Genomic DNA, 24,976 nt, shown 5'->3' with positions numbered 1-24,976 from the left:
AAAATGCGGGTTTTTGTAGGACTTGACCGACAGTTCGCAGCTTCAGGACGCAGCCCGATCGGCCATGCTGCGCTCCACTGCAATCGAACCGCCGTCCACCCGGATGTCACTGCCCGAAATGTAAGATGCCGCATCACTTGCCAGAAATTGCGCGACCCGGGCAATGTCCATCGGCGTACCCACACGTCCGACTGCTGCCGATCTCCCATGCGCCGCCGCATCGGGCGAACGCGCCATCTCATGGCGGCCCATCGGGGTCATGATGAGACCCGGCGAAATCGACAGGATCCGTGCGCCCTTCCGCCCCCATCATGCGGCATACCGCTCGGCCAGTTTCTGCACCCCATATTTGCTGATGACATAGGCGATGGCACTATCTGTGACCGCACCGCCATGCTGGCACATCTGCTCCACGACAGGCGCAACATTATTGAGAAATCCTGCTGCCATGGGATTCTGGATTAGCTTGTCGACCCCGGACATCGCGGGCATCATATAGCCTGCGGTCGATGCAATCAGGATCGCTACCGAACCCGCAGAGGCCCTTACACTTGCGGCGCGAGCCATCTGCTCAACCGCGATCAGGTTGACTTGTATGATCGTGCGCCAGTCCGCATGCGAGGGACCAAGCCCTGCGGCGTGGATCAGCGTAAAGCGCTCTCCAGCACTAACCCGCTCCATGATCGAACCCGACAGGTCAGAATTCGTGACGTCGCCGGAACAGAGGTCGTAGCGGTAACCGTCATCATCGAGTTCCTGCACGAGGCTGTCGAGTGCCGGTGAAGGCCGGTCTGTCAGGACCAGATCGTGCGCATTGCCAAAAAGCCGGGCGCAGGCACGCCCCATGCCCCCTGCGGCACCAGTTATGATGACCTTGTCAGCCAAAGGCGTGCTCCTTCCGCTCCTGGCCGGGACGGCCGTTTCGGGATCGCTCCCGAGACGGTCCGCCCCGTCACGATCCGTCAGGCGCGCTTGGCGTCCGCGCGAATGTTACGCGACCAGTAACGCGGTATCTCAAGCGGATTTTTTAGTCCAGGGGAAGCATCACATACTGCCGGGATCGAATTGATTACTGCCATCGCACAGATTTTGCATCCATCATAATGGCTGAAATTCTGTTCGATGGTGAAACTCGGATCACCCTGCACCTCAATTCGATAAGCCATGTTTTTCGGGCCATAGGGGCGCGGCCACTGCTTTCCGGCATTCATGTCGACAAGGTCGTTGTGCTCAACGATAACGATGGGTTTACCGCCCGAGAAGCCCTGCAGCATGAAATGTACAGCGGACGCCTCGCCCGCCTTGATCTCACCGATGCCGACGTGGATGTCATGGTCAAGACTGTCGGTTTCGTAGACCATCTTGATTTCTTCGAGTTCCACGCCGAGCACGTCGGCGATTGCATAGAGCGTAGGCGCCCACATTTCTTTCATGAACCCGCCGGTGACGAGGAGCGGCTGGTGTCCCGGTTCCTTTCCAAAGCCGAAATATTCGCGGAACACGTATTCGGCGGTGTATTCCGCCATACTGCCCAGTTCCATCACGCGGACGCAGTCCACCCGATTCGCGCCGGCAAGCGCCGCGATGGCAAGGTCGGTTGTGGCCCAGCCGGGATCGATCCCAGTGAAGAACGCGCTCGAATTTCCCTTGAGGCATGCCTCCAGCACATTGTCGCGATATTCGGGCGGGCAAGTTTCGGGATGGGCCCAAGCGAAGACCGAAGGCGTCACCGCGTTAGTCCCGCGTTCAAGGAAGCGGCAAACGGTCGCCGCGGTTTCCTTTTCCTTGCCGATACTGTCTCCGAAGAAGGAAACACAGTCTGCATTGAGCGCCAGAAGTTCATCCCAGTCGTTGGTTGCCTTTACACCAACGGGATCAACGCCGACCAATTCGCCCGAATCTTTGCCGACTTTGTTTTCGGACCAGACATAGTGGCCAACGAGTTCGAGGTCCGGGTGTTGCAGGATGCCCCGAAGCCCATCAGCCCCGATGTTACCTGTGCCGCAGTGGACGACGCGCTTCTTCATATATTTAACTCCCGATATTGTTTGCTTTGCTACTTTCACGCTTGTCAGCCAGCAGCCCTGTGTTTTTCAAATACCGCGCTCTTTCCTTGGGATGGCGCGTCATGCTCAGCAGCGGCGGTCGCAGCGTGCCGCCCGGCGCGGCGGCCGGAAAAGATGCAATCACCCGCCGAAAGTCCGCTGAGATACAGATAAGTGCATAGGCCAATCGCAGTCCGTCCGGCGGCGTAGAGCCCGGGAATTGTTGTGCCGTCCGCGCGCATGACCAGGCCGCTATTCTCGTCCACCAGCAGGCCGCCGACAGTGATCGAGAAGATCGGGTTCATCGGATTGTCGCCGTTCATGTTAATGGCGTACCAAACCCCCTCGGCCAGCTCGTCCATGTCCTCGCTGGCCTTCTCAAACGGGTCGGGTGCCAAGCCCTTGGCGGCGCGCCTGTAGTCCTCCAGAGTTTGCTGAAGCCCTGCAGCATCGATACCCGTCTTGCGTGCGAGATCTTCGATCGTGCGTGCCCGCTTGGTGCTGAACTTCATCGACAAAACTGCAGGCAGCTTCTGGAACGCCATCAGGTTGCCGTTCTTTATGTTGTCCTTTGCCTCAAGCCAGAGCTTGTGGTTGATGATCAACCAAGCGCGCCCGCCATTTTCCGGCGTCATCGTCTCGCGGCCAAGATCGGCGCCGTATGACGCTTCGTCGACGAAGCGCTTGCCCTGCATATTTACGAGCATACCCTTGGGCCACGACAAAGGGGGATTGATGAAACGCCAAGCGGACACCTGGTCCATTTCGCTCATGTGGCCGCCGGCCGAATGGCCCAGCAGGATGCCGCTACCATCGTCAGCGGGCGTACCCAATTGCATGGTCTTGAGGTAGGCCGGGGCGTAGCGCGCCACCATCTTCTCGTTGAAAATGAACCCGCCGCTCGTCAGGCAAACGCCTTTGCGAGCCCTGACGAAAAAGTCGCGGCTGTGCTCGGCTTCAATCCGGGCGGCTTTGCGTCCAAAATACTTGCCGAGCGCGGTCGTAACCTGCCCCCCCGGCGCCGTACTAGGGATGATAAGTAGCCACTTGCTCATTGCCTGCTGAGCCTTGACGAGTGCCTTGTGGGCCGGCGTTCCGGCTGGAACCCGCCTCGCCTTTAGGCCGATGACTTTGCCATTCCGGTCGACGACTAACTGGCGCACGTCGCACTGGCTCAAGACTCTCACGCCAGCTTGGTTTGCAGAATTGCTTTGCGGATCGAAGATGCCGATGCCCGCGCCTACCGGGGTGTTGCCAACGTTGACGGACACCTTGTGTCCACGCGGCGAGGGTCGTTTATTAGTGCGAAAACGCTTCAGCAGGCTGTTGTCAGAGTGATAGAGATAATATTGCGGGCTGGGGTAGCTGATCTTCTTGGGATAAGCATTAGCCTTGAAGCGAACGCCATGCTTTTCGAGCCACTCGATCGTTTCAGGACCAGTTTCACAGAACTGGCGCAGCGTCTCATCAGTAACGGCACCTTTCAGCTCACGCGCGAGATATATATACATCTCTTCAGGCGTATCGTCATAACCCGCTTCCGACTGCACGTGCGTACCGCCGCCGGCGTATATGATGCCACCGTTCATGCGCGTCGCGCCCCCGCCTTCGTAGCGGTCGAGTGCTATGACATCGAGTCCGTCGTCTCGCGCCTGATTGGCTGCGGCGACACCTGCCCCACCATAGCCGACGACAACGAAGTCGGCCGTTTCGTCCCACATGATCTCGTTGCTGTCGGCAACGATACGGGCATCTTCTACACGGCTGAATTCACGCGCAAACGCAAGCGAGTTAGTATGTTCAGGCACAATGCTCTCCCTTTCGCATGCAGTGTAAATGCCAAAGGAACGATGTCAACGCGCTCAGCAGGTTTGAACGGGGCCGACGATCGCAGTATTGCGCGCATTCTCACTGGGCGGTGACGATATCAGATGACTGATGGTGCAGATGGCAGTTCCTTGGCGAGCGCAACCGAATCCAGGTCCGCCACGGCGGTTGCCAGGCGGATGATGTTGCACACGCTGATTTCCCAGCCGTAATGGGTGATCGGCGTCGTCAGCCAGCCGATGTAGAGGCACCAGTTCGCTGCCAGACGATGTTCGTACCATGCCTCGTCAAGGTCCGGCCCATCGGTCACGCCATGATGCGCGAGGCGATCCAGATAATATGAGATCAAGTCCCGCTCGACCTCTCGCCGCTGCTCGACGGCAAGCGCTGTGATGATCAGATAGGTGACGTCATGGATGTATCGCCCCCACGCGGTCAGTTGCCAGTCGAGCAGACCGCCGCCATCCGGTAGCAGATAAGTGTTCCCGATGTGACAGTCGCCGTGACAGAGCGTGTAATCGAGGCTCGACTGATAATGCTGTGTCCGCAACACGGCATCGTAGAGCCCCGAATCGTTCGTACCGATCGCTTCGACTATCTCGCGCTTGAACTGTTCGGTGCGGATTTCCGATGTGACAAGCGCAGGCACGGCATCGAGCACCATGAAGAAGCGGTGCAGTTCCCCCTCGGTATGCGGGCGGATCGCGGCCAAACGCCCGGTCAGTTCGCTGCTTTGCCAGTAGCGTGCGTGCAACATGGCGAGCTGGTCGAGCAGGGCGTACAATTCCTGCAGGGAAACGGGGCTCATGACATTGGCAAAGCGCGCGCCACGCACGCGCAGATCCTCGAGCGCGAGCGCGAAAGTGCCCGACATCTCATCGAACTCCGCGCCCAGACATTGTGGTGCTTCCACCTCCAGGCCGGGCCGGGCAAGCAAGTAAAAAGCGACCTCATTACGATAGAGCGGCTGAAGGGCAATGTCCGGACGGCACAGCTTGATGACGGTACGGCGCATCGTGCCGTCGGCAAATGTCAGGTCGAGTTCGGCCCTGCCAGCGGTCGAGACTTTGTTGGCCCCGTCTCCGAATGCCTGTCCGCCGACCACGGAAAATCCGATCACTTCAGCTTGCTGGTCGACCGTGCGGCACAGGCGGGTCAGGATATCGCAATCGAAACCAGCTGCCGTGGCCGGGTAGGCATTGCTCATTATTCACTCTTTCTATCAGGGCCATGCCGCACCGCAACTCCCCTCAGTCGGTCGGTACTCCGCCGATGGACGAAAGCATCGAGATCATGGCAATGACGACATCTTCCGGGTCGACCCCGAGGTCGTCCGCGTTGAGGACCATCAGTGATGCCTCCTCGACGACCGAAAGGATCAGGTAGGCCAATGCACGGACGGGCTGTTTGGCAATCCTGCCCTTCGCAATGCCGTCCTCGACCCCCATTTCCATCAGACGCAGGCCATAATTTGCCTGCAAACGGCGCCATTCGGCCCAGCCGAGAACCGCCGGCCCATCGACGAAGGAAATCCGATAGTCGTCGAAGCTCTTCAGCGTGAGGATATAGTTGCGAAAGCCATCGAGGAGCGCGTCCCAACCGCCGATCTCGACACGCCTGACTGATTCCTCCACCAACTCGCGCCCGGTCTGCTCGAACACCGCCTGGAACAGATCTTCCTTCCGAGCAAAATAGTGCTGCAGTGCCCCGCGCGTCACGCCAGCCTTGCGCACAATATCCATCGTCGGTGTCGCGTGAAAACCGTTCTCGGCAAACAGCCTGCGCGCGGCGTGCACCAGCGCGGCGCGCGTCGCCTCGGCCTGAGCCGCCCTGATTCCCCGGCCCTTTGGCATTCAAGCATTCCCCGTCAGGCACGACCCAGAATGCGGCCCTCCTGCCGGCCATGCTAACCGGCGCTCCATCCCCCGTCTACCGGCAGAACCACGCCATTAACAAAACTGGACTGGTCCGAAGCCAAGAACAGAGCAGCGTCGGCGATCGAAGACGGCCTGCCCGGCTCGCCTGCGAGCGACATGACCGGCATGCAGCGTGCCGCATTGACCGGATCGAGCGCCGTGTCATCCATGATGCGGGTATCGCCAATCGCTCCAGGACAAAGCGCGTTGCAGCGGATGCCTTCCTGGGCATAGCTCCATGCGACAGACCGGGTGAGTCCGATCAGACCATGTTTCGATGCTGTATAGGCAGCCCCACCCGATCCGCCGCGGATGCCGGAAACCGATGCGATGTTGATGATCGAACCGGAAGCTGCCTTCTGCATATACGGCAACACGGCACGGATCAGCATGAAAGCGGCATCGAGATTAACGGCGAAAACTCGCCTCCACAGATCAGTGGGCGTCCCGTGCGCCGACTTGAGCTCGTCGTAGATACCGGCGCAGTTGATCAAAACGTCGATGCCGGCCCCACCCTTTGCCACGGCTGCGACTGCCGAGTTGATCGAGCTCTCGTCGGTAATGTCGACAGTGACGCCAACGGCAGACCCCTTTGTAGCGGCAATTTCCTCGATCACCGCGTCGATCCGGTCGCGTGCGCGGTCGACGATAGCGACGTGCGCGCCATGTTCGGCCAGCGTAAGCGCAATCGCTCGTCCAATGCCCGCGCCTCCCCCTGTCAACAGCACAGCGCGCCCGCTGAGATCGGTCCTGTCAGCCTTCTCGCGTCCTTCACCCATGACCTTGTCCCCTCATTTTATTGTATGGTTTGAGAGTTCGCCCGACAGATACTTGTCCAGCGTCTGGTGGTAATGGCGGATGCGCACTTCCTGATATTCGGACAGGGTCAGTCGGTTCGTCAGACTTGCCTTCATGCCCTGCTGCATGGCCTCCAGATTTTCGACATCCTGCTGCAGGATCAGGCCAAGGCCGCCGAGTTCCGGCACACTCGCCAGCGATTCGCCAGGATTTACTACGACAGTACGGCCCGATGGCGGTCTCTCGCCCTCGAACGGCAGGAAAACCTGTGTTTCGAAAATACAGTGGTCCGCGTCTTCGCCCGGCAAGAAGCGATAGACAATCGGTGCACCCAGCGACGACCATGGCCCGAAATTCGGGAACAGCGTGTATTGGATCGGATCAACCAGCAGTGAAACCGGCTCGGCGCTGAGGTCGACGCCCATGCGCTGTTTGTAGACGAACGACGCCAGACGTTGCATCGCTTCGCGAGGAGTCTCGCCTTCGCGCAGCGTTGTGTCGGGATGGCCAGACAGTTCCGCCGCGAAGCCCCCAACCCAGCTGTCGACCGTTTCCTGAGGCGTCGGACGCGGCACACAATGCGGCGAAGCCACACCCATAGGCGTGTGCATGCGGCTGAAGTGGGGCTCGTCTTCCCAGATGTCATACTGCGTCTGGACATCACCACCGCCGGTGCGGGTATGGGTGTGGGATTCGAAGGCGTGCAGCACTTCGATGAAGGCATCCATGCACGCCTTCCAGTTGACGGCTATCGGACGGATCACCGAGACGAGCCGATAGCGCTTGTGGAAGTTCCAGCTGTCGACGCTTTCCCACTGTTCGACCATCTTGCCCATGTATGTGGCAAGGCTAGACGCATCATTTTTGAAATTGATGAAGACGAAGCCGTTCCACTCCTCGCAGCGGATCTCGGGAAGCTTGTGCGTGTCGGGCTTCACGTTGGGGAAATCCCACTGGCAAGGAACCCACTTGAGCGATCCGTCGATGCTCCAGGTAAAGCCGTGATACGGGCACTTCAACTCGTCCTTGTGCTGCACCGCATCGGTGCACAATTCTCGCCCGCGATGCAGGCAGGAATTGGCAAAGGCCTTGATGGATTTGTCCTTTTGGCGAACGACCAGCACTGACCTGCCAGCATTGCGATAGACCGCGACATCGCCAGGGTCGGGGATGTCGTAAGACCAAGCCGCATATTGCCACACGCACGGCCACATACGCTCAATCTCGAGCTTGAAAAACTCTGGCGAATAATAGCGCGACGCATCAACCGGCGCGGTGCCAAGGCGATTCTCAGTGCTGATCAAGAGGGTGTCGCTGGCCGCGATCGCGTCGCGGCGCAAGATGTCTTCCACCCGCTCGGGACGCACGTCCTCTACAGGTGGGGCTTCCGGTTCGCGGAATTCTGCGATTCTCGAATCCATCGGGCTCTCTCCGGCTGTGCAATACTTTGACATACCGAATGCATGCGAAGGGATATCATGTCAACAGCCTGGTCAAATATCAGAAATGTAACACCGCTGAATGATGGCTGGCGCTCGATTGACTGACAATCAAGCGATCGATAGGTTCAATGTTCCAGAAAGATCCGGCCGCGGCTAACGACGCTGGATCGCAGCCTCCAAGGCATGCGAATCCGAAGTGCGGTAGTACAGGAGACCGGTCTGGCATACGGGGAGAGGCCGGTGCAATTTCCATACCCGACAGGCTTTTCGAATCTCAGAGACTGATTCATAATTATCTGGTTATATTTCATAATCTTGCGATGCGACGCGCGAATAGCTGGATGGAAGCTATGAACAGCCAGGCAGTTGCCGATGCGATGGTCTGTTCAAAGTCCTTGGCGAGCCGGCGATTGCGGTTTAGCCAAGCCAGTGTTCGCTCGACGACCCAGCGGCGCGGGAGAAGCACGAAGCCTTTTGCAACATCGGATCGCTTGACGATCTCGACGGTCCATTTGCCGATACGCCGAAGTGCATCTCTTAGCTTGTCGCCAGCATAGCCGCCATCGGCAAAGACATGGCGCAGCCATGGAAAGCGGCGGATTATTTCACGCAGGACCAGCGGCGCGCCGTCGCGGTCTTGAATGTCGGCGGTGTGGACCACCGCATGTACCAGATTGCCCTCGGTGTCGGTGAGGATGTGGCGCTTGCGGCCCTTGATCTTCTTGCCCGCGTCATAGCCGCGAGGGCCGCCACTTTCAGTCGTTTTCACGCTCTGGCTATCGATCACGCCGGCACTGGGCGAAGCTTCGCGACCAGTCGCTTCACGAGTCATCAACAGCAGGGCATGATTGAGCGAGAGCCATAGTTTGTTATCGCGCCACAAGTAGAACCACCGCCGTACCGTCGAGACCGGCGGAAAGCAGGGCGGCAGCATTCGCCACGGCAGTCCCCCCGCGCAGCAGATACAGGATTGCCTCGACAATCCGCCGCAGCGGCCATTTGCGTGGGCGACCAACGTGAGAGGCTGGTGGCAAGAGCGGTTCAAGCACCGACCATTCGGCATCAGTCAAATCGCTTGGCAAAGTCAGCCCCTCGCGGGCATATTGCGCTCGAGTGGTATCGGTCCACATCGTTGATCTCCGGAAGTTTGTTGCAAAACCCCTGAATCAACGACTGCGGCAAGCGTCAAGCTAACCCGCTGATACCACTCAACTTAGTTTCGGATCGGGTTCTCATGCAGGTTGCGTGGGTTACTCCCGATCTCGATCGCACGATGGATCAGTTCGGTCAGCGATATGGTATCCCTGAATTCTTCGCGACCGAAGTGACGTTTCCGGCATGCTATTTCGATGAGACCGGCGACATCAGGATCCGCATGGCGCTGGCCAATATCGACAATATGCAGATCGAACTGATCCAGCCGGCAGGCGGTCTCGATCGCATTTATCGCGACGCCTTGCCGCGCGACGGCAGCCACGCCAACATATTCCATCATGTCTGCGTCAGAGTATGCGGCTCTCTCGCCGACTGGGGCACTCACATCGCCAGGGCCGAAGAAAAGAGCCCCGTCCGCTACACGGGTGATGCGGGCACCGACGTGCGGTTCGCATATACCGATGAACGCGCCAACCTTGGCATATGGCTTGAGCATGTGTGGTACGAGGAGGCCTATTTCGCTCATTTCGCCGAATCTATTCCCACTTACTACTCGGCACAGGGCATAGCGCAATGATGCGGTATCGAACGCTGGATCACCCGATGGTTGCTATGATCCACTGGGATCCAGCGCGGCCTGCCGAGTGGATAAATGACCATATCGCGATGGTCCACGCGATCTCGAACGTGTATCTGGTAGCAGGCGAAGACGGCGATGTCGTGATTAATTCCGGCACCGAGCAGCAGGGCGCGCGCATTCGCGAGAAGTTCGAAGAACTGCTGGGCCGTCCGCTCGATATCCGCAAGCTCGTCTTCACCCAGAACCACACCGATCACATTGGCGGCCGGCGCGCCTTCGCCGATCCTCAGACTGAGGTCCTTGCCCAGGCGATGACCCGGCAGCTGGTTGACGAAAGGCGCATGCGGGAATTTCTTCACCCGCCGCTATACGAACGGCATTTCGGTCAAGATGGCAGGCGCGAACCAGCAGGTGGGTACGCCCGAAATCTTCCCTGACGACATAACCTCGTTCAACGATCGGCACGAGTTCACTGTGTCGGGGCGGCGCTTCGTGATAGAGCGCCTGTGGGCAGGCGAGACGCTCGATTCCGTGGCCGTCTGGCTACCGGAGCAGCAGACCGTCTTCACCGGCAACTGGGCCGGTGCGATCCACGGTGCCATGCCGAATTTCTACACTGCGCGAGGCGATCGGCAGCGCTCGCTGCCAGGCTGGCTGGTGCAGTGCGACGCGCGGCTTGCACGCGAGCCGGAATTGCTGATTACTGGCCACGAACAGCCGATCAGCGGCAAGGATCGCATCCGCGCCGAACTCGGCAAAGTGCGCGATGCCGTCCGCCACCTCCACAACGAAACCGTGCGCGGGATGGACGAAGGACGCACGCTATCCGAGATGATGGCGCAGATCTGCCTTCCCGCCGAATTGCAACTGCGTGACGGTCGCTCGCGCGAACGCTGGGTCGTGCGCGCGGTGTATGAGGAATACGCCGGGTGGTTCCGGCACGAACGTACGAGCGAGCTCTACGCCTCGTCGCAAAGTGAAATATGGCCCGACATCGTGGCGGGGCTGGGCGGCGCCGAAACGGTCGCGGCGATGGCGTCGCAGGCCCTTGCGAAGGGCGACGCCGAACGGGCGCTGCACTTCATCGAGATGGCAACCCATGTCGCCCCCGACAGCGTACGAGTGCGCGAGGTCGAGATCGCTGTGCTGGAAACGCTCGCCAATGCCAGCGGCCTGCACGCATTTGACCTGCTTGGCTGGCTTGAAGGTCGCATCGCTATCGCGTGCCGGGTAGTCGCCCAATGATGACCATCCAACCTGCAACACAGACAGCGGAGTTGACGGGATTGGGCAACAAGGTGCGCATCACCGACATGAAAGCACCTGTGCTGATCGACGCGCAGAACCAGTTGCTCGAATATACGAACGCAAATCCCGTGACCCTCACCGCCGATGCCGTCGTCGCGGCCGCGATGGCGCAGACGGGGCTTGACGATCTCGGCGACAGCGGCTTTCGGCCTCGTCTCGACCTCATCATGTCCGCTTGCGAAGCAGACGTAAACCTATCTTCGGCAGGTCGGGCTGCCGTCTTCAGCTTGGCGACGCGGTTCGTGCGGGCAAGGCTGGAGCTTGAGGATTTTATCCGCCGTCACCCCGAGGTAGAAGACATCGAACTGGCTCCGCCGCTGATCGACGCCGGCCTGCCTCGTTCGGGCACCACCTACACGCTGCAACTGCTGGCCGCCGACAAGCGGCTGCGTTCGCTGCAACATTGGGAAGGACTACGCCCGGTCGGCGACCATTATCGGAAGGACGGCCTCGACACCCGCTACGCACTGGCCGAAGCGGAATGGATCGAGGCTGATGCGATCTCGCCGATCGCCAAGCTGACCCACGAATTCACGCCCGATCACATCACCGAAGATATTGAGCTGACCGGGATGGATTTCGGCGGGTATTATTTTGAATGGTTCGCCAATATCCCGCAATGGCGCGATTACCAGTGCACCCACGATCCAGCTCCATGGCTCGGCTATCTGCGCCGCGCGATTAAGGCTCTCGTCCATCAACGCGGGCCGAACCGCTGGGTGGGCAAATGTCCACAACACATGGAACAGCTTTGCGCCATAGCGGAAGCCTTCCCCGGCGCATTTCTCATCCTCAACCACCGCGACCCTGTCGCCTCGATCCAGTCCGGCATCACGATGATGGGCTATGCCGCGCGCTTCACGCAGCGCACCCTCGATCTGGGCCAGATCGCTGATTACTGGGTCGACCGCTACGAACATCTTCTGCGCCGCTGCGTCGAGGATCGGGATCGGCTCGACCCGGAGCGCACGTACGACCTAAACTTCCATAAGTTGATGGCCGACCCGATGGGCGAGATGGAATCGATATATGAACGTGCAGGCCTCAGCTTCGACGAGGCAACGCGGGGCGCCATCCAGGCCACTATTGAGGCCAACAGCCGGGGCAGGCACCGGCAATTGCAATATGACTTGCGCGGCGATTTCGGCTTTGACCCTGCCAGGTTGCGCGAGCGGTTCGGATTCTACTTCGACCGTTTTCCCGAAGTCCGCATCGAGGTGGAGTGAACCCACATGGCCCGCAACCTATTCGATCTAACCGGCAAGGTGGCGCTGATTACCGGCGGCAATGCCGGGCTGGGTTTGGGCATGGCCACCGGACTTGCCGAAGCCGGTGCCGACATCGTGATCTGGGGCCGACGCGAGGAGATCAACCTCGAGGCGGCCGAACGATTACGCGTGCATGGCGGCCGGGTTGGGCATCTCGCCGTCGATGTGGCGAACGAACATGAAGTCGTGGACGGCTTCGCGTCTGCAACCGCACAGTTCGGCCGAGTCGACTGCGTGATCGTTAACGCGGGCATTGCCGACATCACGCCGTTTCACGAAATGACGACCGACATTTGGGAAGGCTTGCTCGGCGTAAATCTGCACGGCGCTTTCTACACTTGCCGGGAGGCAACACGCCACATGCGCGAGCGGGCGCAAGCGGGGGACCCGGGTGAGTCGATCATCCTCAACGGCAGCCTTGCGGTTTTCGCCGGAGTGCCTGGCATGGAGCATTATGCCACGGCCAAAGACGGCCTGAATTCGATGTCGAAGGGTCTGGCGGTGGAACTTGCTCCGCATGGCATCCGTGTAAATATGATCTGCCCGGGCTATTTCGCTTCTGACCTGGGTGAAGCCGATTCACCCATGGTGGAAATGCTGCTGCAAAAAACCCCGGCTGGACGTGTCGGGCGGCCGGAGGATCTCGCCGGCATCGTCGTCTATCTCGCTAGCGACAGGTCTAGCTATCACACCGGCGACACTATCACCATCGACGGCGGCATTATGGCACAATGCTTCTAATCCCTGCGACATCGCCCGATCCCGCTGCGTTCACAGGCGGGGCGTGTAGTCCGGTCCTGGAACAACCTGTCTGCACTTCATCTGCCATCCTTTCGACGTCCGCACGACATGGTCACGATAGGTAGCGCCAGCCGTCATCGTGCCGTCCTGCCAAGCGCCAATGATCATGCTAACAACATTGGCACTGTTGGCATCTATCGGCCGCACAACCGTGTTGGTCGTGTAGTGCGCAAGTGGATGATTGGCCGATTTCATGTGCTTTCGCAAGGCGGCCTGCCCTTCGATCGAGGCATATCCGACGAGCGAGGCGTCAAATATCCCATCCTCCGTATAAAGCCGTTCGAGATCGTCCCAGTTGCGCTCGTCGACCATGTAGGTGATCTCTGACACCAGTTGCTGGATATCGAATATGTCTTCGGCAGATAGGCGCATCGCAATTTTTCCCGGTTTCAGAACCTAGCAACTCGATTTCGGCCGCGTCTCAGCGGACGAGTACCGTTTTCAGGTGCATGAACTCGTCTATCCCTGCGCGTCCGCCTTCCTTCCCGTAGCCGCTGAGGCCGAGGCCACCAAACGGCGCGTTGTAGGTCAAGGGATCGCCGCCATTGACCCCGACAGTGCCCGATCGCAACTGCGTCACGAGCCGCCGGATGCGCCGCTCGTCGCGGGTCTGAACGTAGGACGACAGGCCATATCCTGTACCATTGGCAAGCGCGACGGCTTCCTCTTCCGACCCGAAACGCATGACTGAGATGACAGGGCCGAAGATTTCCTTCTGAGCGACTGAACTGTTGGGATCGACGTCGGCCAGCACCGTGGGGGCAAGGAACCAGCCATCGGCAAGGTCGCCGTCCAGCCGCCGTCCACCGACGACTATACGACCTTCGCCCAAAGCCGACGCCTCGTTCACGATGCCGAGAATGCGTTCGCTCGCCGCCCAGCTGATGACTGGACCGATCACGGTCGCGTCGTCCAGCGGATCCCCCACCGCCATCGACTGCACCGTCGCGCCAAGCATCTCCACAAACCTTCCGTAGACCTCATTCTGCACCAGCACCCGCGTCGGCAGTGCGCAGCCCTGTCCAGCGTTGGCCAGTCCGACCAGCGTGGTGTGAAGGCATGCAGCCTCAAGATCCGCATCGGCAAAAACAAGGTTGGCCGACTTACCGCCCAGTTCCAGCACCGCTGGTGTCAGGTTACGCGCCGCCGCTTCAAGGATGCGGTGCGCGGTGGCCGGGCCGCCGGTGAAGGTGATCTTCGCGATGCCGGGATGTCCAGTGAGCGCGGTGCCCGCCTCCGACCCGCCATGGATGAGGTTCAGCACACCGGGAGGAAGTCCGGCCTGCTCCGCCAACTGGACGAACTTCTGCGAGGTGAACGGCGATATTTCAGCAGGCTTGAGAACCACGGTATTACCGGCGGCCAATGCCGGAATGACCTTCATGCCCAGCGATATCAGCGGCCCGTTCCAGGTAACGATCACCGCGATGGTGCCGAGCGGTTCGGGTACCGTGTAAACGAAGCCCGACTCCTGATCGTGCGTTACGACTTGGCCTTCCAAACGATCCGCCCAACCGGCGTAATAGTTGGTGAACTTTTGCGCGATCATTCCAAGGTGGCGGCTGAAGCCGATCACCCCGCCGAATTCGAGCGACGACAGCGTGGCGAGCGTTTCAGCATTTTCGCCGATCAGGTCGCCCAGCCGTTGCAGGATGCGCCGCCGCTCTTCGGGTGCCATGCCGCGCCATGCGGGGAACGCAGCGTTGGCGGCGGCGACTGCCGCCTCGACCTCGCTTGCGCCGGCCATCGGCACGACCGCCTGGACCTGTCCAGTCGCGGCATTGACATGTTCGTGCGAGTCGGCCGTTCCTCCGCCAACTTCCTTTCCGTCGATGATGTGCGTCAGTGCAGGAATCTGCACGGCAGCCTCAGCATGCCGTTTGTGGAATGACATCGATGTTGCTCCTGAAAAGGTGGCTTAGTCCAACGTCACCAAGCGAGGTGAAGCGTATCGAGTGAGAAAATATTTCCGACCCAGTGCGGCATACCGTCGTCGGGATCGCCGGCCGGTCGGATGGATGGGACAAGATCGAACCAGCTGTTCATCGCGATTCGCAGTTCTCGCCGGGCAAGCGGCGCGCCGAGGCAGTGATGCAGGCCGTAACCAAAGCCAAGGTGGCGGTTCGGCGATCGGTCAATGTCTACTTCATCTGGCCGGTCGAACACCTGCGAATCCCGGTTGGCGAGTTCGGTGCCAAGGGTGATCATGTCCCCCTTGCGGATCTCAATTCCGTTGATCTCAAAATCGGCAATCGCCGTACGTGAACTACTGACTACCGAATAGACACGAAGCAGTTCCTCGACCGCCGCCGGTATCATCGACCGGTCGGCGCGCAACCGGTCCTGCAAATCAGGGTTCATCGCGAGATGGCGGAAATGCCAGCCGAGCGACGCCGAAACCGTGTCCATGCCGCCCACAAATACATTGAACGAAAGAGCGAACTTCTCTTCTTCGGTGATCGGACGATCGCCGATATGTGCCGTCGCGATATGCGAAATGATGTCGTTGCGCGGAGCAGCTTCGGCGTGCCTGATCTGGTCTTCAAGATAGTGCTTAATATCGCGCAGCGCGCGCGCCTTCTCTCCGTATTCCGGATGATAGGTGATCGTGCAGGCCAGATCGTTGAGATGACCAAGATCGCTTTCAGGCAGACCCATCAAGCGCAGGAATACGCCGACTGGGAAGCGGCGCGCGTAATGCGCCATGAATTCGCAGCTACCCTGATCGCGCACCGACTGAACCAACTCATCGGACAGCTGACGGACCGATGGCTCCAGATTGTCGAGCGGCGTGTTCGAAAAGAACCGCCGAAGGACGCCGCGATAGCCCGAATGTTCCGGCGGGTCGGCCTCGGTCGGGACCATGCGCAGTGCCTCGCCAAGCAGCGCGCCGACCCCCGTCTGCTCTTTCACCGAAAGTTGCTCGATGCGCGTGTAGAGTTCCTTGATGTCGCCGAAGCGGGTGAACACCCAAGAGCCCGCGCCGCTGGCATGGCTGTCCGGAGCATAAAACACCTCGTCTCCGTCGCGCAGCGCCGGGATCAGTTGAAACGGATTGGTGCCAGGGGGAAGCGCACCCCACAACGGGAACGGCTTGATGAGATCCTCGCGGTCACGAACCGGCATTGCCTCGATCCTCCTTGCGCCCCGTTCGTTGCGGGTGCCACTTTCATTTTGATGGCTGATGCGTTTGTCGTCGCTTCCTATCCGACACGCATGATACTGTCTAGCGTCCGATAGATTAGATCGGGTATCATTTCACAGTATTGTCGTGATACCGCCCCCCTCGACGCGCAATGCCGAACCGGTCGTAGCCGAAGCCTGCGGCGACGCGATATAGGTTACCATGTTCGCCACCTCCTCGCTGGTGGCCAGTCGTTCCAGCAATTGGGTCGGGCGGTACGTCGCAGCGATCTGACGCTGGATATCCATTACCGGCATTTTCTTTTCCTCAGCCGCACGGGCGATATCGCGCTCGACGTGCTCGGTCATGGTCAGGCCGACAATGACCGAATTGGAGGTAACAGCGGTGCCGCGCGCCTGTTCCGCCAGTCCGCGCGCTACCGCCAGCACGGCCGACTTTGTCACTGCGTAGTGCATACGATCGCGCGGCGTCGTCACGCCGGATTCGCTGCTGATGAAGATTAGTCGACCCCAGTCTTTTGCAATCATGCCGGGCATATACCGCCTCGCAAGGCGAACGCCGCTCATCACATTGGTTTCGAAGAAGCGGAGCCATTCGGCATCCGTGATGTCGAAAAAATCGACGCGCTCGTAAATACCCAGGTTGTTTACCAAAATGTCAATGTCACCGGCGGTATCGATAAACCGGTCGACCCCGTCGCTTGTCCCCAGGTCAGCCGAGATACCAAGGATGTCACACGCTGGATGGCTTTCCTTGAGCCGCCCTATGGCAGCTGCGGTCACTTCCGGATTTCGACCGTTGATCACCACATCGGCCCCGGCCCCCGCCAGCCCTCTTGCAATGGCAAAGCCTATGCCGCTGGTTGAAGCGGTGACAACGGCACGACGTCCCTTCAGTTCAATCTTCAAAGTTATTTCCTTCGCAAACAGGAAACCGCTGGCAATGCGATATTCCGAAAATCTATCCGATTTCGTGACGCCTTGCCCGACTATCGCCCCGACTTTTGCCCTGCCGGGCCAAGGGCGACGGTTACCTTGTCCAAGCTCCCCTTGAAAACGGAGGAGCCGGGCGGCGCTTCTAGCACCGGCACGCCACTGTCCAGACCGATGTCGAAGCTCTCGGTATGCGGATCGGCATAGGAGATCGACCGCTCCAGACGGCCATTGGCGACTTCCTTGCCGTCGATGGTGATCCTGACCGTCCCACCCTTGCCGTAACCGCCGCCGTCGTAATCGAAGGCGAACCCGACCTCGGCCATTTGCCCTGGCGTCAGCGCTACGGGTGATAGGAGCGTAAAGAGATCGTCCGGCACGGGCGTCAGCGAATGGTGAACTGCCGGGCGGCCGTTCTCAATAGCGAACCTCCATCCGCCCAGACGGCTGCCAAGCGCAGCAATCGTCCCCTCACCCGCGCCGAGTTTGGCGGTCACGGTGAACCCGCGCCCCGTGATCGGCGGGGCAGCGTCGAGCGGTATCGACAGGCCGCTGCCCCAATACTCGTAACGATCGCGAGTTTTGCCAAGCGCTCTCGCGGCACTATTGGAGCGGACCGGGTCGGTCCGGTCATTCACAGGATTGACGTTGTAGAGTGCAGCCTGCTCGGCAAAGACCTGTTTCAGGACAGCCAAGCGCTCCGGGTATTTCCTGGCCAGATCGCGTGTCTGGTTAAAATCCTTGCCAAGATCATAGAGCGCCCATTGGTAGGTCGGGGCCAGATTCACGCCTGGCCTCGACACCATCTCCCACGGCTTCACCTGCGGCAAAGTCGCTGCAAGCCAGCCATCCTTGAAGATGGCACGATTGCCCAACATTTCATAATATTGCACCGTTCGCTGCGAAGGGGAGTCGCCTTGCGCGAAGGAATAGGAGAGATCGATGCCGTCGACCGGCTGCTGCGCAACGCCGTTGGCTGATTCGGGGGCCTGAAGACCAGCGGATGCGAGCAAGGTCGGGAAAAGGTCGATCGCGTGACTGTATTGCGAACGCAGTCCGTAATCCTTGATCCTGTCCGGCCAGGAAATGACCATGCCGTTCCGCGTTCCGCCAAGATGCGACGCAATCTGTTTGTAGAACGGAAAGGGCGTGGCCATCGCCAAGGCCCAGCCGCTTCCATAGTTGCTGTTGACCAGCGGGCCGCCAATCCGGTCGGTCAGCGTCCAATGCTCTTCGCGGGACAGGCGGCGGTTCGCCAATTCGCCCGCTTCGGCCAGGGAACCGTTTGGTGATGCAGCGGCATCAGGCCCGTTGTCACCTTCGATGAAGACAATCAAGGTGTTGTCGCGCAAGCCCATCCGCTCGAGTTCCGCAAGGATGCGGCCGAACTGGGCATCCTGAAACGCCAGTTCTCCGGCGAATGTTTCTGCCGCTCGTTCCTGATACTGCTTTTCCTGCGGAGGAAGGCTAGCCCAACGCGGAAGATCAGCGAGCCATTCCGGCAACTTAGTCCCCTTGGGGACGAGGCCCCTGGCGATCTGCCGAGTAAGTGTTTCCTCGCGAATAGCCTCCCATCCTTGCGCAAATCGGCCGCGGAAGCGCGCAATCCATTCAGACGGCGCCTGATGCGGCGCATGTGCCGAACCGGGCGCGTAATATACGAAGAAAGGCTTGTCGGGAGCGTTCGCCTGTTGCTGATGGATCCATGCGATGGCATCGTCGGCAAGGCGCTGATCAAGGATCGGCTGCGGCCTATCGTCGGTAACGCGCACTCCATTGCGGTACAATGTCGGCCGCCACTGATCCGTACTCGATCCGACAAAGCCGAAGAAATACTCGAACCCCATGCCATTGGGCAGGTAATCTTGCGGACTGGATCCCTCGAGGCCCTTGGGCACGTTGTGATGCTTGCCGAAAAAGGCAGTATTGTAGCCGTTTTGGCGAAGAACCTCGCCGATTGTGACAGCGCTTTTCGGCATCATGCCCGTGTAGCCCGGCGCGCCCATCGCAAGATCGGTGAGCGCACCCGTGCCGACCGCGTGCGAATTGCGACCTGTGAGCAGCGACGCGCGGGTTGGCGAACACATCGCCGTGGTGTGAAAGCGATTATAGGTGAGCCCCTTGGCCGCGAGCCGTTCAAGGTTGGGCGTGGGCACTGGCCCGCCGAACGCCGAAGCGGCGCCAAAGCCCACATCGTCTGTCAGGACCAGCAGGATGTTCGGCGCGGCCTTCGGCGCTTGCGGCACCGCCGGGTAGCTCGATGGAATGGTCCCGGCAGGGTCGGCGTTCGCGCTCTGGACCTGGGCACAGAGCGGCATAGCGAGGGAAACGGCAATGGCAGCTGTCGAACTCAGGAACTTGAGCATTTGAGTTCTCCCACTCTTATCAGGTCAACTTCGTCCGCATGCATTTGTGAGCAACGACTAACAGCAATTTTTGCTTTGGCGCGGCTACTTCGGCGGCATCCGTATCGCCCCATCAAGACGGATGCACTGCCCATTCATGTAGCTGTTGCGGGCCAGTTCAAGCACCATGCTGCCGAATTCAGCAGGCAAACCGAGGCGCTTGGGAAACGGTACCGCCTTGCCAAGACCTTCGAAGACTTCGGGATTAGTTTCCTTGACCTGAAGCATCGGAGGTGTGGCGAACGTGCCGGGCATGATCGCGTTGATCCGGATGCCCAGATCCATAAGGTCGCGCGCCATAGGCAGGACCAGCGCATTGACTGCACCCTTGCCTGAGGCGTAGCCGATCTGACCGACCTGCCCATCCTGCGCGGCCACGCTAGAGGTCAGGACGATTGCGCCGCGCTCGCCGTCCTCGTTCAGCGGTTCCGACCCGGCCATGCCAAGAGCCGCTACCGACGCCATGCGGTAGGTTGCGACTGCAACGCCGAGCATAGCCTTCTCGAATTCCTCGGTCGCGGTGCGCTGATACGCACCGGTCTTCTTGTCGAAACGGACCGTCTTGCCTCCGGTCGCCACCACCGCGCAGTGCACCAGTAGCCGCTCTTGCCCATGCCCGTTCCGGGCCTTTTCGAAACCGGAAAGGACACTCTCTTCCGACATGATGTCGACGTGGCAGAATTGTCCGCCGACTTCTGCTGCCAGCCGCTCACCGGACTCATCGGAGATGTCGAAGATCGTCACCTTCACACCCGCTCCCGCTAGGGCGAGAACGCTAGCCCGCCCCAACCCGGACGCACCGCCTGTCACGATTGCCGAAATTTCGCTGCCGATCTTCACTGCCGGTTTCCTCTCTTTGCGACGTATCGCTGCCCTCCGGTGCATTTCAACGGATCGGCAAAGAAAGCGCCTGCATCGATTATTGTGTAGAAACGACATGCTTTACGACGTCATCGAACGAAAGTCCGTATCGTCCGACCGGCCCATCAATCACATCCGTGGTTGCATCCCCCGGCCCCGAAATGGTGAGACACGACTATATCACGCCCTCGATGCTGGAAGGACCTTTGCGGAGATTGCCATGAGCGCGGTGCGTTACGAAATGGACGGGGATGTCGGGATCGTCATTGTTGATTATCAGCCCGTCAATGCGCTGAGTGCGGCGGTCCGCACCGGCCTCGGCAGTGCCTTTACCAAGGCCCGCGACGATAAAAACGTCAAGGCTCTCGTCATCACGGGCGGGGGCAGGACTTTCATCGCCGGGGCCGACATCACCGAGATGGGCACCGAGAAATCGAAGGTCAAGCCGGATTTGCACGAATTGCAGAAGATGCTGGAAGAATTTCCAAAGGTTACGGTGGCGGCGATCCACGGCACCGCGCTCGGCGGCGGCTACGAACTCGCGCTGGCCTGCCATTACCGCGTGGCGGTGAAGTCGGCAAAGGTCGGCCTTCCCGAAGTGAGCCTCGGCCTGCTGCCAGGTGCAGGCGGCACGCAGCGCCTGCCACGGCTGGTCGGTATAGATGCAGCGATCGATATCATCACGAGCGGTCGGCATATTTCCGCGTCGAAGGCGCTTGACCTAGGAATGATCGACGCGGTCGTCGACGATCTACCCGGCGGGGCGGTGGCCTTCGCTCGCGACATGGCGGCTGGCGGACAACCGCCCCTGCCCGTCATCGCCCGGAACGACAAGATCGTGTCGATCGACCCGGCAGTTTTTGTCGAAGCCCGCCGGAAGGTCGCCGCCAAGGCCCGCGGCAAAAATGCGCCGCTGGTCATCATCGACTGCATCGAAAAGGCCTGCAATGCGCCAGCCGAAGAAGCGCTCGCATTTGAGTTGGCAGAATTTCGCAAGCTCTACGCCAGCGACCAGAGCGCGGCACTAATGCACTACTTTTTCGCCGAGCGGGAGGCGCGCCGTGTCCCCGGCCTGTCGGCGGAACCGAATGACATTGCTTCTGCCGCAGTCATCGGCGCGGGAACAATGGGTGGCGGTATCGCAATGGTCTTCGCCAACGCCGGCATCCCGGTCTACCTTACCGATGTCAGCAATGAAGCGGTGGAACGGGGCATCGCTCTGATCCGGAAGAACTATGAAACTTCGGTCGCTCGCGGATCGATGCCGCGCGCTGCCGCCGACAGGGCACTGGCGTTGATCTCGACCACAACCGACTATGCGGATCTGGCCGATGCCGATATCGTAATCGAGGCCGCGTTCGAACGGCTCGACATCAAGCAAGACATCTTCGCGCGCCTTGACAAGGTGATGAAGCCCGGCGCGATCCTCGCGTCGAATACTTCCACGCTCAGCATCGATGCGATTGCGGACGCGACGAAGCGGCCCGAAGACGTCGTGGGCGTACATTTCTTCTCGCCCGCCAACGTCATGAAACTGCAAGAAAATATTCGCGGCGCGCGGACATCTGATCAGACGGTCGCAACGGTCATGGCGCTGGGCAAGACACTTGGCAAAAACGTCGTACTGGCCAGAAACTGCGACGGCTTCATCGGCAACCGCATGTTGCAATATTATACCGGCGAGGCAGAATTTTTGCTCGAGCAAGGGGCAACTCCGGAACAGATTGATCGCGTGGCGATGGCCTTTGGGATGCCGATGGGTCCGATGGCGATGCGCGACATGAGCGGGCTGGACGTCGGCGTGCTGGTTCGAGAGGCGCGACGCGCGTCCTTGCCCCCCGACGAGCGCTTTTCGCCGATTCTGGCGCGGCTGGTGGACGGGGGGCGGTTGGGCATGAAGACAGGCAAGGGCTTCTACCGCTATGAGGGTCGGGACAAGTTTCCCGACCCGGAGACTGCCGCGATCATCGAAGACGTGGCCCGCGAACTTGGCATCGAGCGCCGTGAATTCTCTGACGAGGAAATCGAGTTCCGCCTTTTCGCGCCATTGGTGAACGAAGGGGCCAAGGAAATTGAGGACGGGACCGCCCTGCGCGCAAGCGACATCGATGTCGCCTGGGTCAACGGCTATGGCTTTCCGGCACACAAGGGCGGACCAATGTTCTGGGGCGAGCAGGTCGGGCTCGACCGGATCTACGCCGCCGCGCTCGAAGCGGCCAAGCGCAACGGTTCGCGATGGGGTCCGGGCAAGCTGCTCGAGCGGTTGACCAACGAAGGCAAGGGGGGCTGGAGAGATGCCTGACCCGCACCAGTTGGATGCCCTGCTGCGGCCAAAGTCGGTGGCGATGGTCGGCGCGTCGGCCGATGTCACGCGCATTGGTGGGCGGGCGCTGCGTCACCTGAAAGAAGTCGGCTTCCCCGGCGAGATTTATCCAATCAATCCGGCTCGCAGCGAAGTTCAGGGGCTTCGGGCCTGGCCGACGATCGAGTCCCTGCCGGTTGTGCCCGACTGCGCCGTGCTGACGCTCCCTGCCGAAGCGGTGTTGCCAACGATTGAGGCCTGTGCGAGCCGGGGCGTAAAGGGGGCGGTGATCTTCAGCGCCGGTTTCGCCGAGATGGGTGCCGCAGGTGCTGAGCTTCAGTCCCGCATTCGCAATGTCGCTCGCAAGGCCGGCATGCGCCTGCTCGGGCCCAATTGCCTTGGCCTTTACAATATGCACGCAAATACTTTTCTTTCGTTTTCGGGAATTTTCGACGACGTAAAGGGAACCGCTGGCCGCATCGGCCTCGTCAGCCAGAGTGGCGGTTATGCGGGCGAAGTTGTGAAGTCGGCGCTGGACATCGGACTTCATTTCGGAACGTGGATAACCACCGGCAACGAAGTCGACGTCGGGCTGGGCGAAGCACTGCAGTTTCTGGTCGAAAGCGACGAAATAGACGTTGTTGTCGGCTACATCGAAGGGGTGCGGGACCGCGATTCCTTTATCGCTGCTCTGGCTACAGCGCATGCACGCCGCAAGCCTGTGATCCTACTAAAGGTCGGTCGTACCGAGCAAGGGGCCATGGCGGCGGCATCGCACACGGCGTCGCTGGCGGGATCGGATCCGGTTTATGACGCTGTTTTCGAGCGCTATGGCGCCTATCGCGCCCGCACGACGGAGGAAATGCTCGACGTCGCCTATGCCGCAAGCCTAGGGCGTTACCCCCGCGGGCGGCGGCTTGCGATCCTGACGAACTCCGGGGGCATTGGTGTGCAGGCGGCCGACTTCGCAGCGGACGAAGACCTTGTCGTCAGTCCGGCCTCGCCGGCCTTGCAACAGGCTATAGCGGCCCTCGCTCCCCATGGCGCGACCGAAAATCCGATTGACCTCACCGGTCAGGTGGCAAACGATCCGCCGTTGTTTGCCAGGGCACTCGACGCAGTGCTGGCTTCGGGCGAGTTCGACATGGCCTATTGCAACGTCGGCCTGATCGCCGGACTGCCCTTCATCCGTGATCCACTGCTCACCAGCATGCAGGACGCAGCAAATCGTCATGCGCAGGCAACCGTCGCGTTATCTGTCACCGCACCGCCGGACATGGTGGCCGCCTATTCCAATGCAGGCTACATCTGCGTGCGAGAGCCCGCGCGGGCAATTGCGGCGATGGCAGCGCTCGCTCACTTTCCGGCAGCCTGGGATCGTGCGCTGCCGGGCACGACAGCACTGAACGACGTGCCGCGCATCTCGGCCGGTTCCGCATTTTCCGAGAAAGAGGCAAAGGCGCTGCTGTTGCAAGTGGGCATCGTCAGCCCCGCCGAATATGTGGCGACGGATCGCGACAGCGCGATGGCGGCGGCCAGCGCGATTGAAGCGCCGCTTGCAATCAAGATCGTCTCTCCAGACATCCTTCACAAGTCCGACGTGGGCGGCGTGGCGCTCTGGATTCATCCCGACGACGCTCCAGAAAGGATCGAGCGAATGCTCCGCGAGGTAGCAGCCGCTCTGCCGGATGCGCGAATCGAAGGCTGCCTTGTTTCGCCGATGGTCGCGGGCGGAATCGAGTGCATCGTGGGCATCAACGTCGATCCGGTGCTTGGACCCGTCGTGCTATTCGGACTGGGCGGCGTTACGGTGGAACTGTTGAAGGATGTTGCCACCCGTCTCGCTCCTGTCGATCTGACCGGAGCGATAGAAATGATCCGCTCGATCCGCAGCTTTCCCCTGCTCAATGGATATCGCGGCCGTCCTCTCGCCGATGTCACCGCACTGGCTGAGGCCATCGTTGCACTCTCTCGCTTCGCCGTGGCCAATGCCGGAGTACTCACTTCGCTCGAAATCAATCCGTTGCTGGTGCGCGAACAGGGAATCGGCGTCCTCGCGCTCGATGCGGTCATCGAAACCCGCGACAGCGAAGCTGCGGCATCAGATAGGCAATAAACCGGTGACCAGCTTGTCATGGCTGGTCCGATGCCCGACGCTCGGGTGTAACGAAAACCTCCGGAGGGACTGCAG

21 protein-coding genes and 1 pseudogene are annotated in these 24,976 nt (G+C 60.3%); 7 read left to right on the top strand and 15 right to left on the bottom strand.

Features of this window, described 5'->3' with window-relative positions; translation table 11 throughout:
• Positions 1-42: 42 nt before the first annotated feature.
• The 9 genes and pseudogenes from J2W40_RS16340 to J2W40_RS16300 all read right to left on the bottom strand — a co-directional run.
• Positions 43-297 (bottom strand): annotated as a pseudogene (locus J2W40_RS16340) (SDR family oxidoreductase); the annotation flags it as partial.
• Positions 298-309: 12 nt separating this feature from the next.
• Positions 310-885 carry an SDR family NAD(P)-dependent oxidoreductase gene (locus tag J2W40_RS16335; RefSeq protein ID WP_310226793.1) on the bottom strand — a complete coding sequence of 192 codons (576 nt, stop codon included), beginning with the start codon at positions 883-885 and terminating at the stop codon, positions 310-312.
• Between the two features lie 77 nt (positions 886-962).
• A complete protein-coding gene (locus J2W40_RS16330; RefSeq protein ID WP_310226791.1) occupies positions 963-2,027 on the bottom strand; it encodes an NAD(P)H-dependent amine dehydrogenase family protein in 1,065 nt (354 codons plus the stop codon).
• A gap of 44 nt (positions 2,028-2,071) precedes the next feature.
• The gene (locus J2W40_RS16325; RefSeq protein WP_310226789.1) at positions 2,072-3,853 is read right to left on the bottom strand and encodes an FAD-binding protein; all 1,782 of its coding nucleotides are present in this window, start codon (positions 3,851-3,853) and stop codon (positions 2,072-2,074) included.
• A gap of 119 nt (positions 3,854-3,972) precedes the next feature.
• Positions 3,973-5,079 carry a phosphotransferase gene (locus J2W40_RS16320; RefSeq protein WP_310226787.1) on the bottom strand — a complete coding sequence of 369 codons (1,107 nt, stop codon included), beginning with the start codon at positions 5,077-5,079 and terminating at the stop codon, positions 3,973-3,975.
• A 43-nt stretch (positions 5,080-5,122) separates the two neighbouring features.
• Positions 5,123-5,725 carry a TetR/AcrR family transcriptional regulator gene (locus J2W40_RS16315; RefSeq protein WP_310226785.1) on the bottom strand — a complete coding sequence of 201 codons (603 nt, stop codon included), beginning with the start codon at positions 5,723-5,725 and terminating at the stop codon, positions 5,123-5,125.
• A gap of 53 nt (positions 5,726-5,778) precedes the next feature.
• Positions 5,779-6,567 carry an SDR family NAD(P)-dependent oxidoreductase gene (locus J2W40_RS16310; RefSeq protein WP_310226783.1) on the bottom strand — a complete coding sequence of 263 codons (789 nt, stop codon included), beginning with the start codon at positions 6,565-6,567 and terminating at the stop codon, positions 5,779-5,781.
• Positions 6,568-6,579: 12 nt separating this feature from the next.
• Positions 6,580-8,007 carry an aromatic ring-hydroxylating oxygenase subunit alpha gene (locus J2W40_RS16305; RefSeq protein ID WP_310226781.1) on the bottom strand — a complete coding sequence of 476 codons (1,428 nt, stop codon included), beginning with the start codon at positions 8,005-8,007 and terminating at the stop codon, positions 6,580-6,582.
• Between the two features lie 328 nt (positions 8,008-8,335).
• Positions 8,336-9,158 (bottom strand): IS5 family transposase gene (locus J2W40_RS16300; protein WP_310226780.1). Its coding sequence is split into 2 segments (ribosomal slippage): positions 8,336-8,980 and positions 8,982-9,158, totalling 822 coding nucleotides; the frame shifts between segments, so codons are not numbered across the junction.
• Positions 9,159-9,262: 104 nt separating this feature from the next.
• On the opposite strand from J2W40_RS16300, the gene J2W40_RS16295 reads away from it, so the two are divergent.
• Genes J2W40_RS16295 through J2W40_RS16275 form a run of 5 tightly spaced genes read left to right on the top strand, consistent with a single transcriptional unit; the run spans position 9,263 to position 13,080 of the window.
• Positions 9,263-9,760 (top strand): VOC family protein, encoded by a 498-nt coding sequence (locus tag J2W40_RS16295; protein WP_310226778.1) that lies wholly within the window; start codon positions 9,263-9,265, stop codon positions 9,758-9,760.
• Positions 9,761-9,786: 26 nt separating this feature from the next.
• Complete coding sequence (locus tag J2W40_RS16290) at positions 9,787-10,200, top strand: MBL fold metallo-hydrolase (protein WP_310226775.1); 414 nt, start codon at positions 9,787-9,789, stop codon at positions 10,198-10,200.
• Positions 10,091-11,008: an alkyl sulfatase dimerization domain-containing protein gene (locus J2W40_RS16285; RefSeq protein ID WP_310226773.1), complete on the top strand. Its 918-nt coding sequence runs from the start codon at positions 10,091-10,093 to the stop codon at positions 11,006-11,008. The genes J2W40_RS16290 and J2W40_RS16285 overlap by 110 nt, the downstream gene beginning before the upstream one ends.
• A complete protein-coding gene (locus J2W40_RS16280) occupies positions 11,005-12,297 on the top strand; it encodes a sulfotransferase family protein (RefSeq protein ID WP_310226771.1) in 1,293 nt (430 codons plus the stop codon). The genes J2W40_RS16285 and J2W40_RS16280 overlap by 4 nt, the downstream gene beginning before the upstream one ends.
• Positions 12,298-12,303: 6 nt before the next feature.
• On the top strand, positions 12,304-13,080 hold the full coding sequence (locus J2W40_RS16275; protein WP_310226769.1) for an SDR family NAD(P)-dependent oxidoreductase: 777 nt from the start codon (positions 12,304-12,306) through the stop codon (positions 13,078-13,080).
• Positions 13,081-13,110: 30 nt separating this feature from the next.
• Here J2W40_RS16275 and J2W40_RS16270 read toward each other — a convergent pair whose 3' ends face one another.
• From J2W40_RS16270 to J2W40_RS16245, 6 genes are all read right to left on the bottom strand, one after another.
• Positions 13,111-13,512, bottom strand: a complete 402-nt coding sequence (locus J2W40_RS16270) for a nuclear transport factor 2 family protein (RefSeq protein ID WP_310226767.1) — start codon at positions 13,510-13,512, stop codon at positions 13,111-13,113.
• Positions 13,513-13,561: 49 nt separating this feature from the next.
• Positions 13,562-15,034, bottom strand: a complete 1,473-nt coding sequence (locus J2W40_RS16265; RefSeq protein ID WP_310226765.1) for an aldehyde dehydrogenase family protein — start codon at positions 15,032-15,034, stop codon at positions 13,562-13,564.
• A gap of 35 nt (positions 15,035-15,069) precedes the next feature.
• Positions 15,070-16,266 (bottom strand): cytochrome P450, encoded by a 1,197-nt coding sequence (locus J2W40_RS16260; protein WP_310226763.1) that lies wholly within the window; start codon positions 16,264-16,266, stop codon positions 15,070-15,072.
• A 132-nt stretch (positions 16,267-16,398) separates the two neighbouring features.
• Entirely contained in the window at positions 16,399-17,193 is a 795-nt protein-coding gene (locus J2W40_RS16255; RefSeq protein WP_310226760.1) for an SDR family NAD(P)-dependent oxidoreductase, read from the bottom strand.
• 80 nt (positions 17,194-17,273) lie between these two features.
• A complete protein-coding gene (locus J2W40_RS16250; protein WP_310226758.1) occupies positions 17,274-19,583 on the bottom strand; it encodes an arylsulfatase in 2,310 nt (769 codons plus the stop codon).
• 84 nt (positions 19,584-19,667) lie between these two features.
• On the bottom strand, positions 19,668-20,462 hold the full coding sequence (locus J2W40_RS16245; RefSeq protein WP_310226755.1) for an SDR family oxidoreductase: 795 nt from the start codon (positions 20,460-20,462) through the stop codon (positions 19,668-19,670).
• On the opposite strand from J2W40_RS16245, the gene J2W40_RS16240 reads away from it, so the two are divergent.
• Together J2W40_RS16240 and J2W40_RS16235 are read left to right on the top strand one after the other, a co-directional pair.
• Positions 20,350-22,785 (top strand): 3-hydroxyacyl-CoA dehydrogenase NAD-binding domain-containing protein, encoded by a 2,436-nt coding sequence (locus J2W40_RS16240; protein ID WP_310226753.1) that lies wholly within the window; start codon positions 20,350-20,352, stop codon positions 22,783-22,785. The genes J2W40_RS16245 and J2W40_RS16240 overlap by 113 nt on opposite strands.
• The gene (locus J2W40_RS16235; protein ID WP_310226748.1) at positions 22,778-24,901 is read left to right on the top strand and encodes an acetate--CoA ligase family protein; all 2,124 of its coding nucleotides are present in this window, start codon (positions 22,778-22,780) and stop codon (positions 24,899-24,901) included. Before J2W40_RS16240 ends, J2W40_RS16235 begins: the two co-directional genes overlap by 8 nt.
• The last annotated feature ends 75 nt before the right edge of the window (positions 24,902-24,976 follow it).

This window comes from Sphingobium xenophagum, assembly GCF_031457465.1.
In the GTDB taxonomy this organism is placed as follows: Bacteria; Pseudomonadota; Alphaproteobacteria; order Sphingomonadales; family Sphingomonadaceae; genus Sphingobium; species Sphingobium xenophagum_A.
The sequence above is the reverse complement of the archived record's forward strand: the minus strand, read 5'-3'. Positions and strand labels throughout refer to the sequence as shown.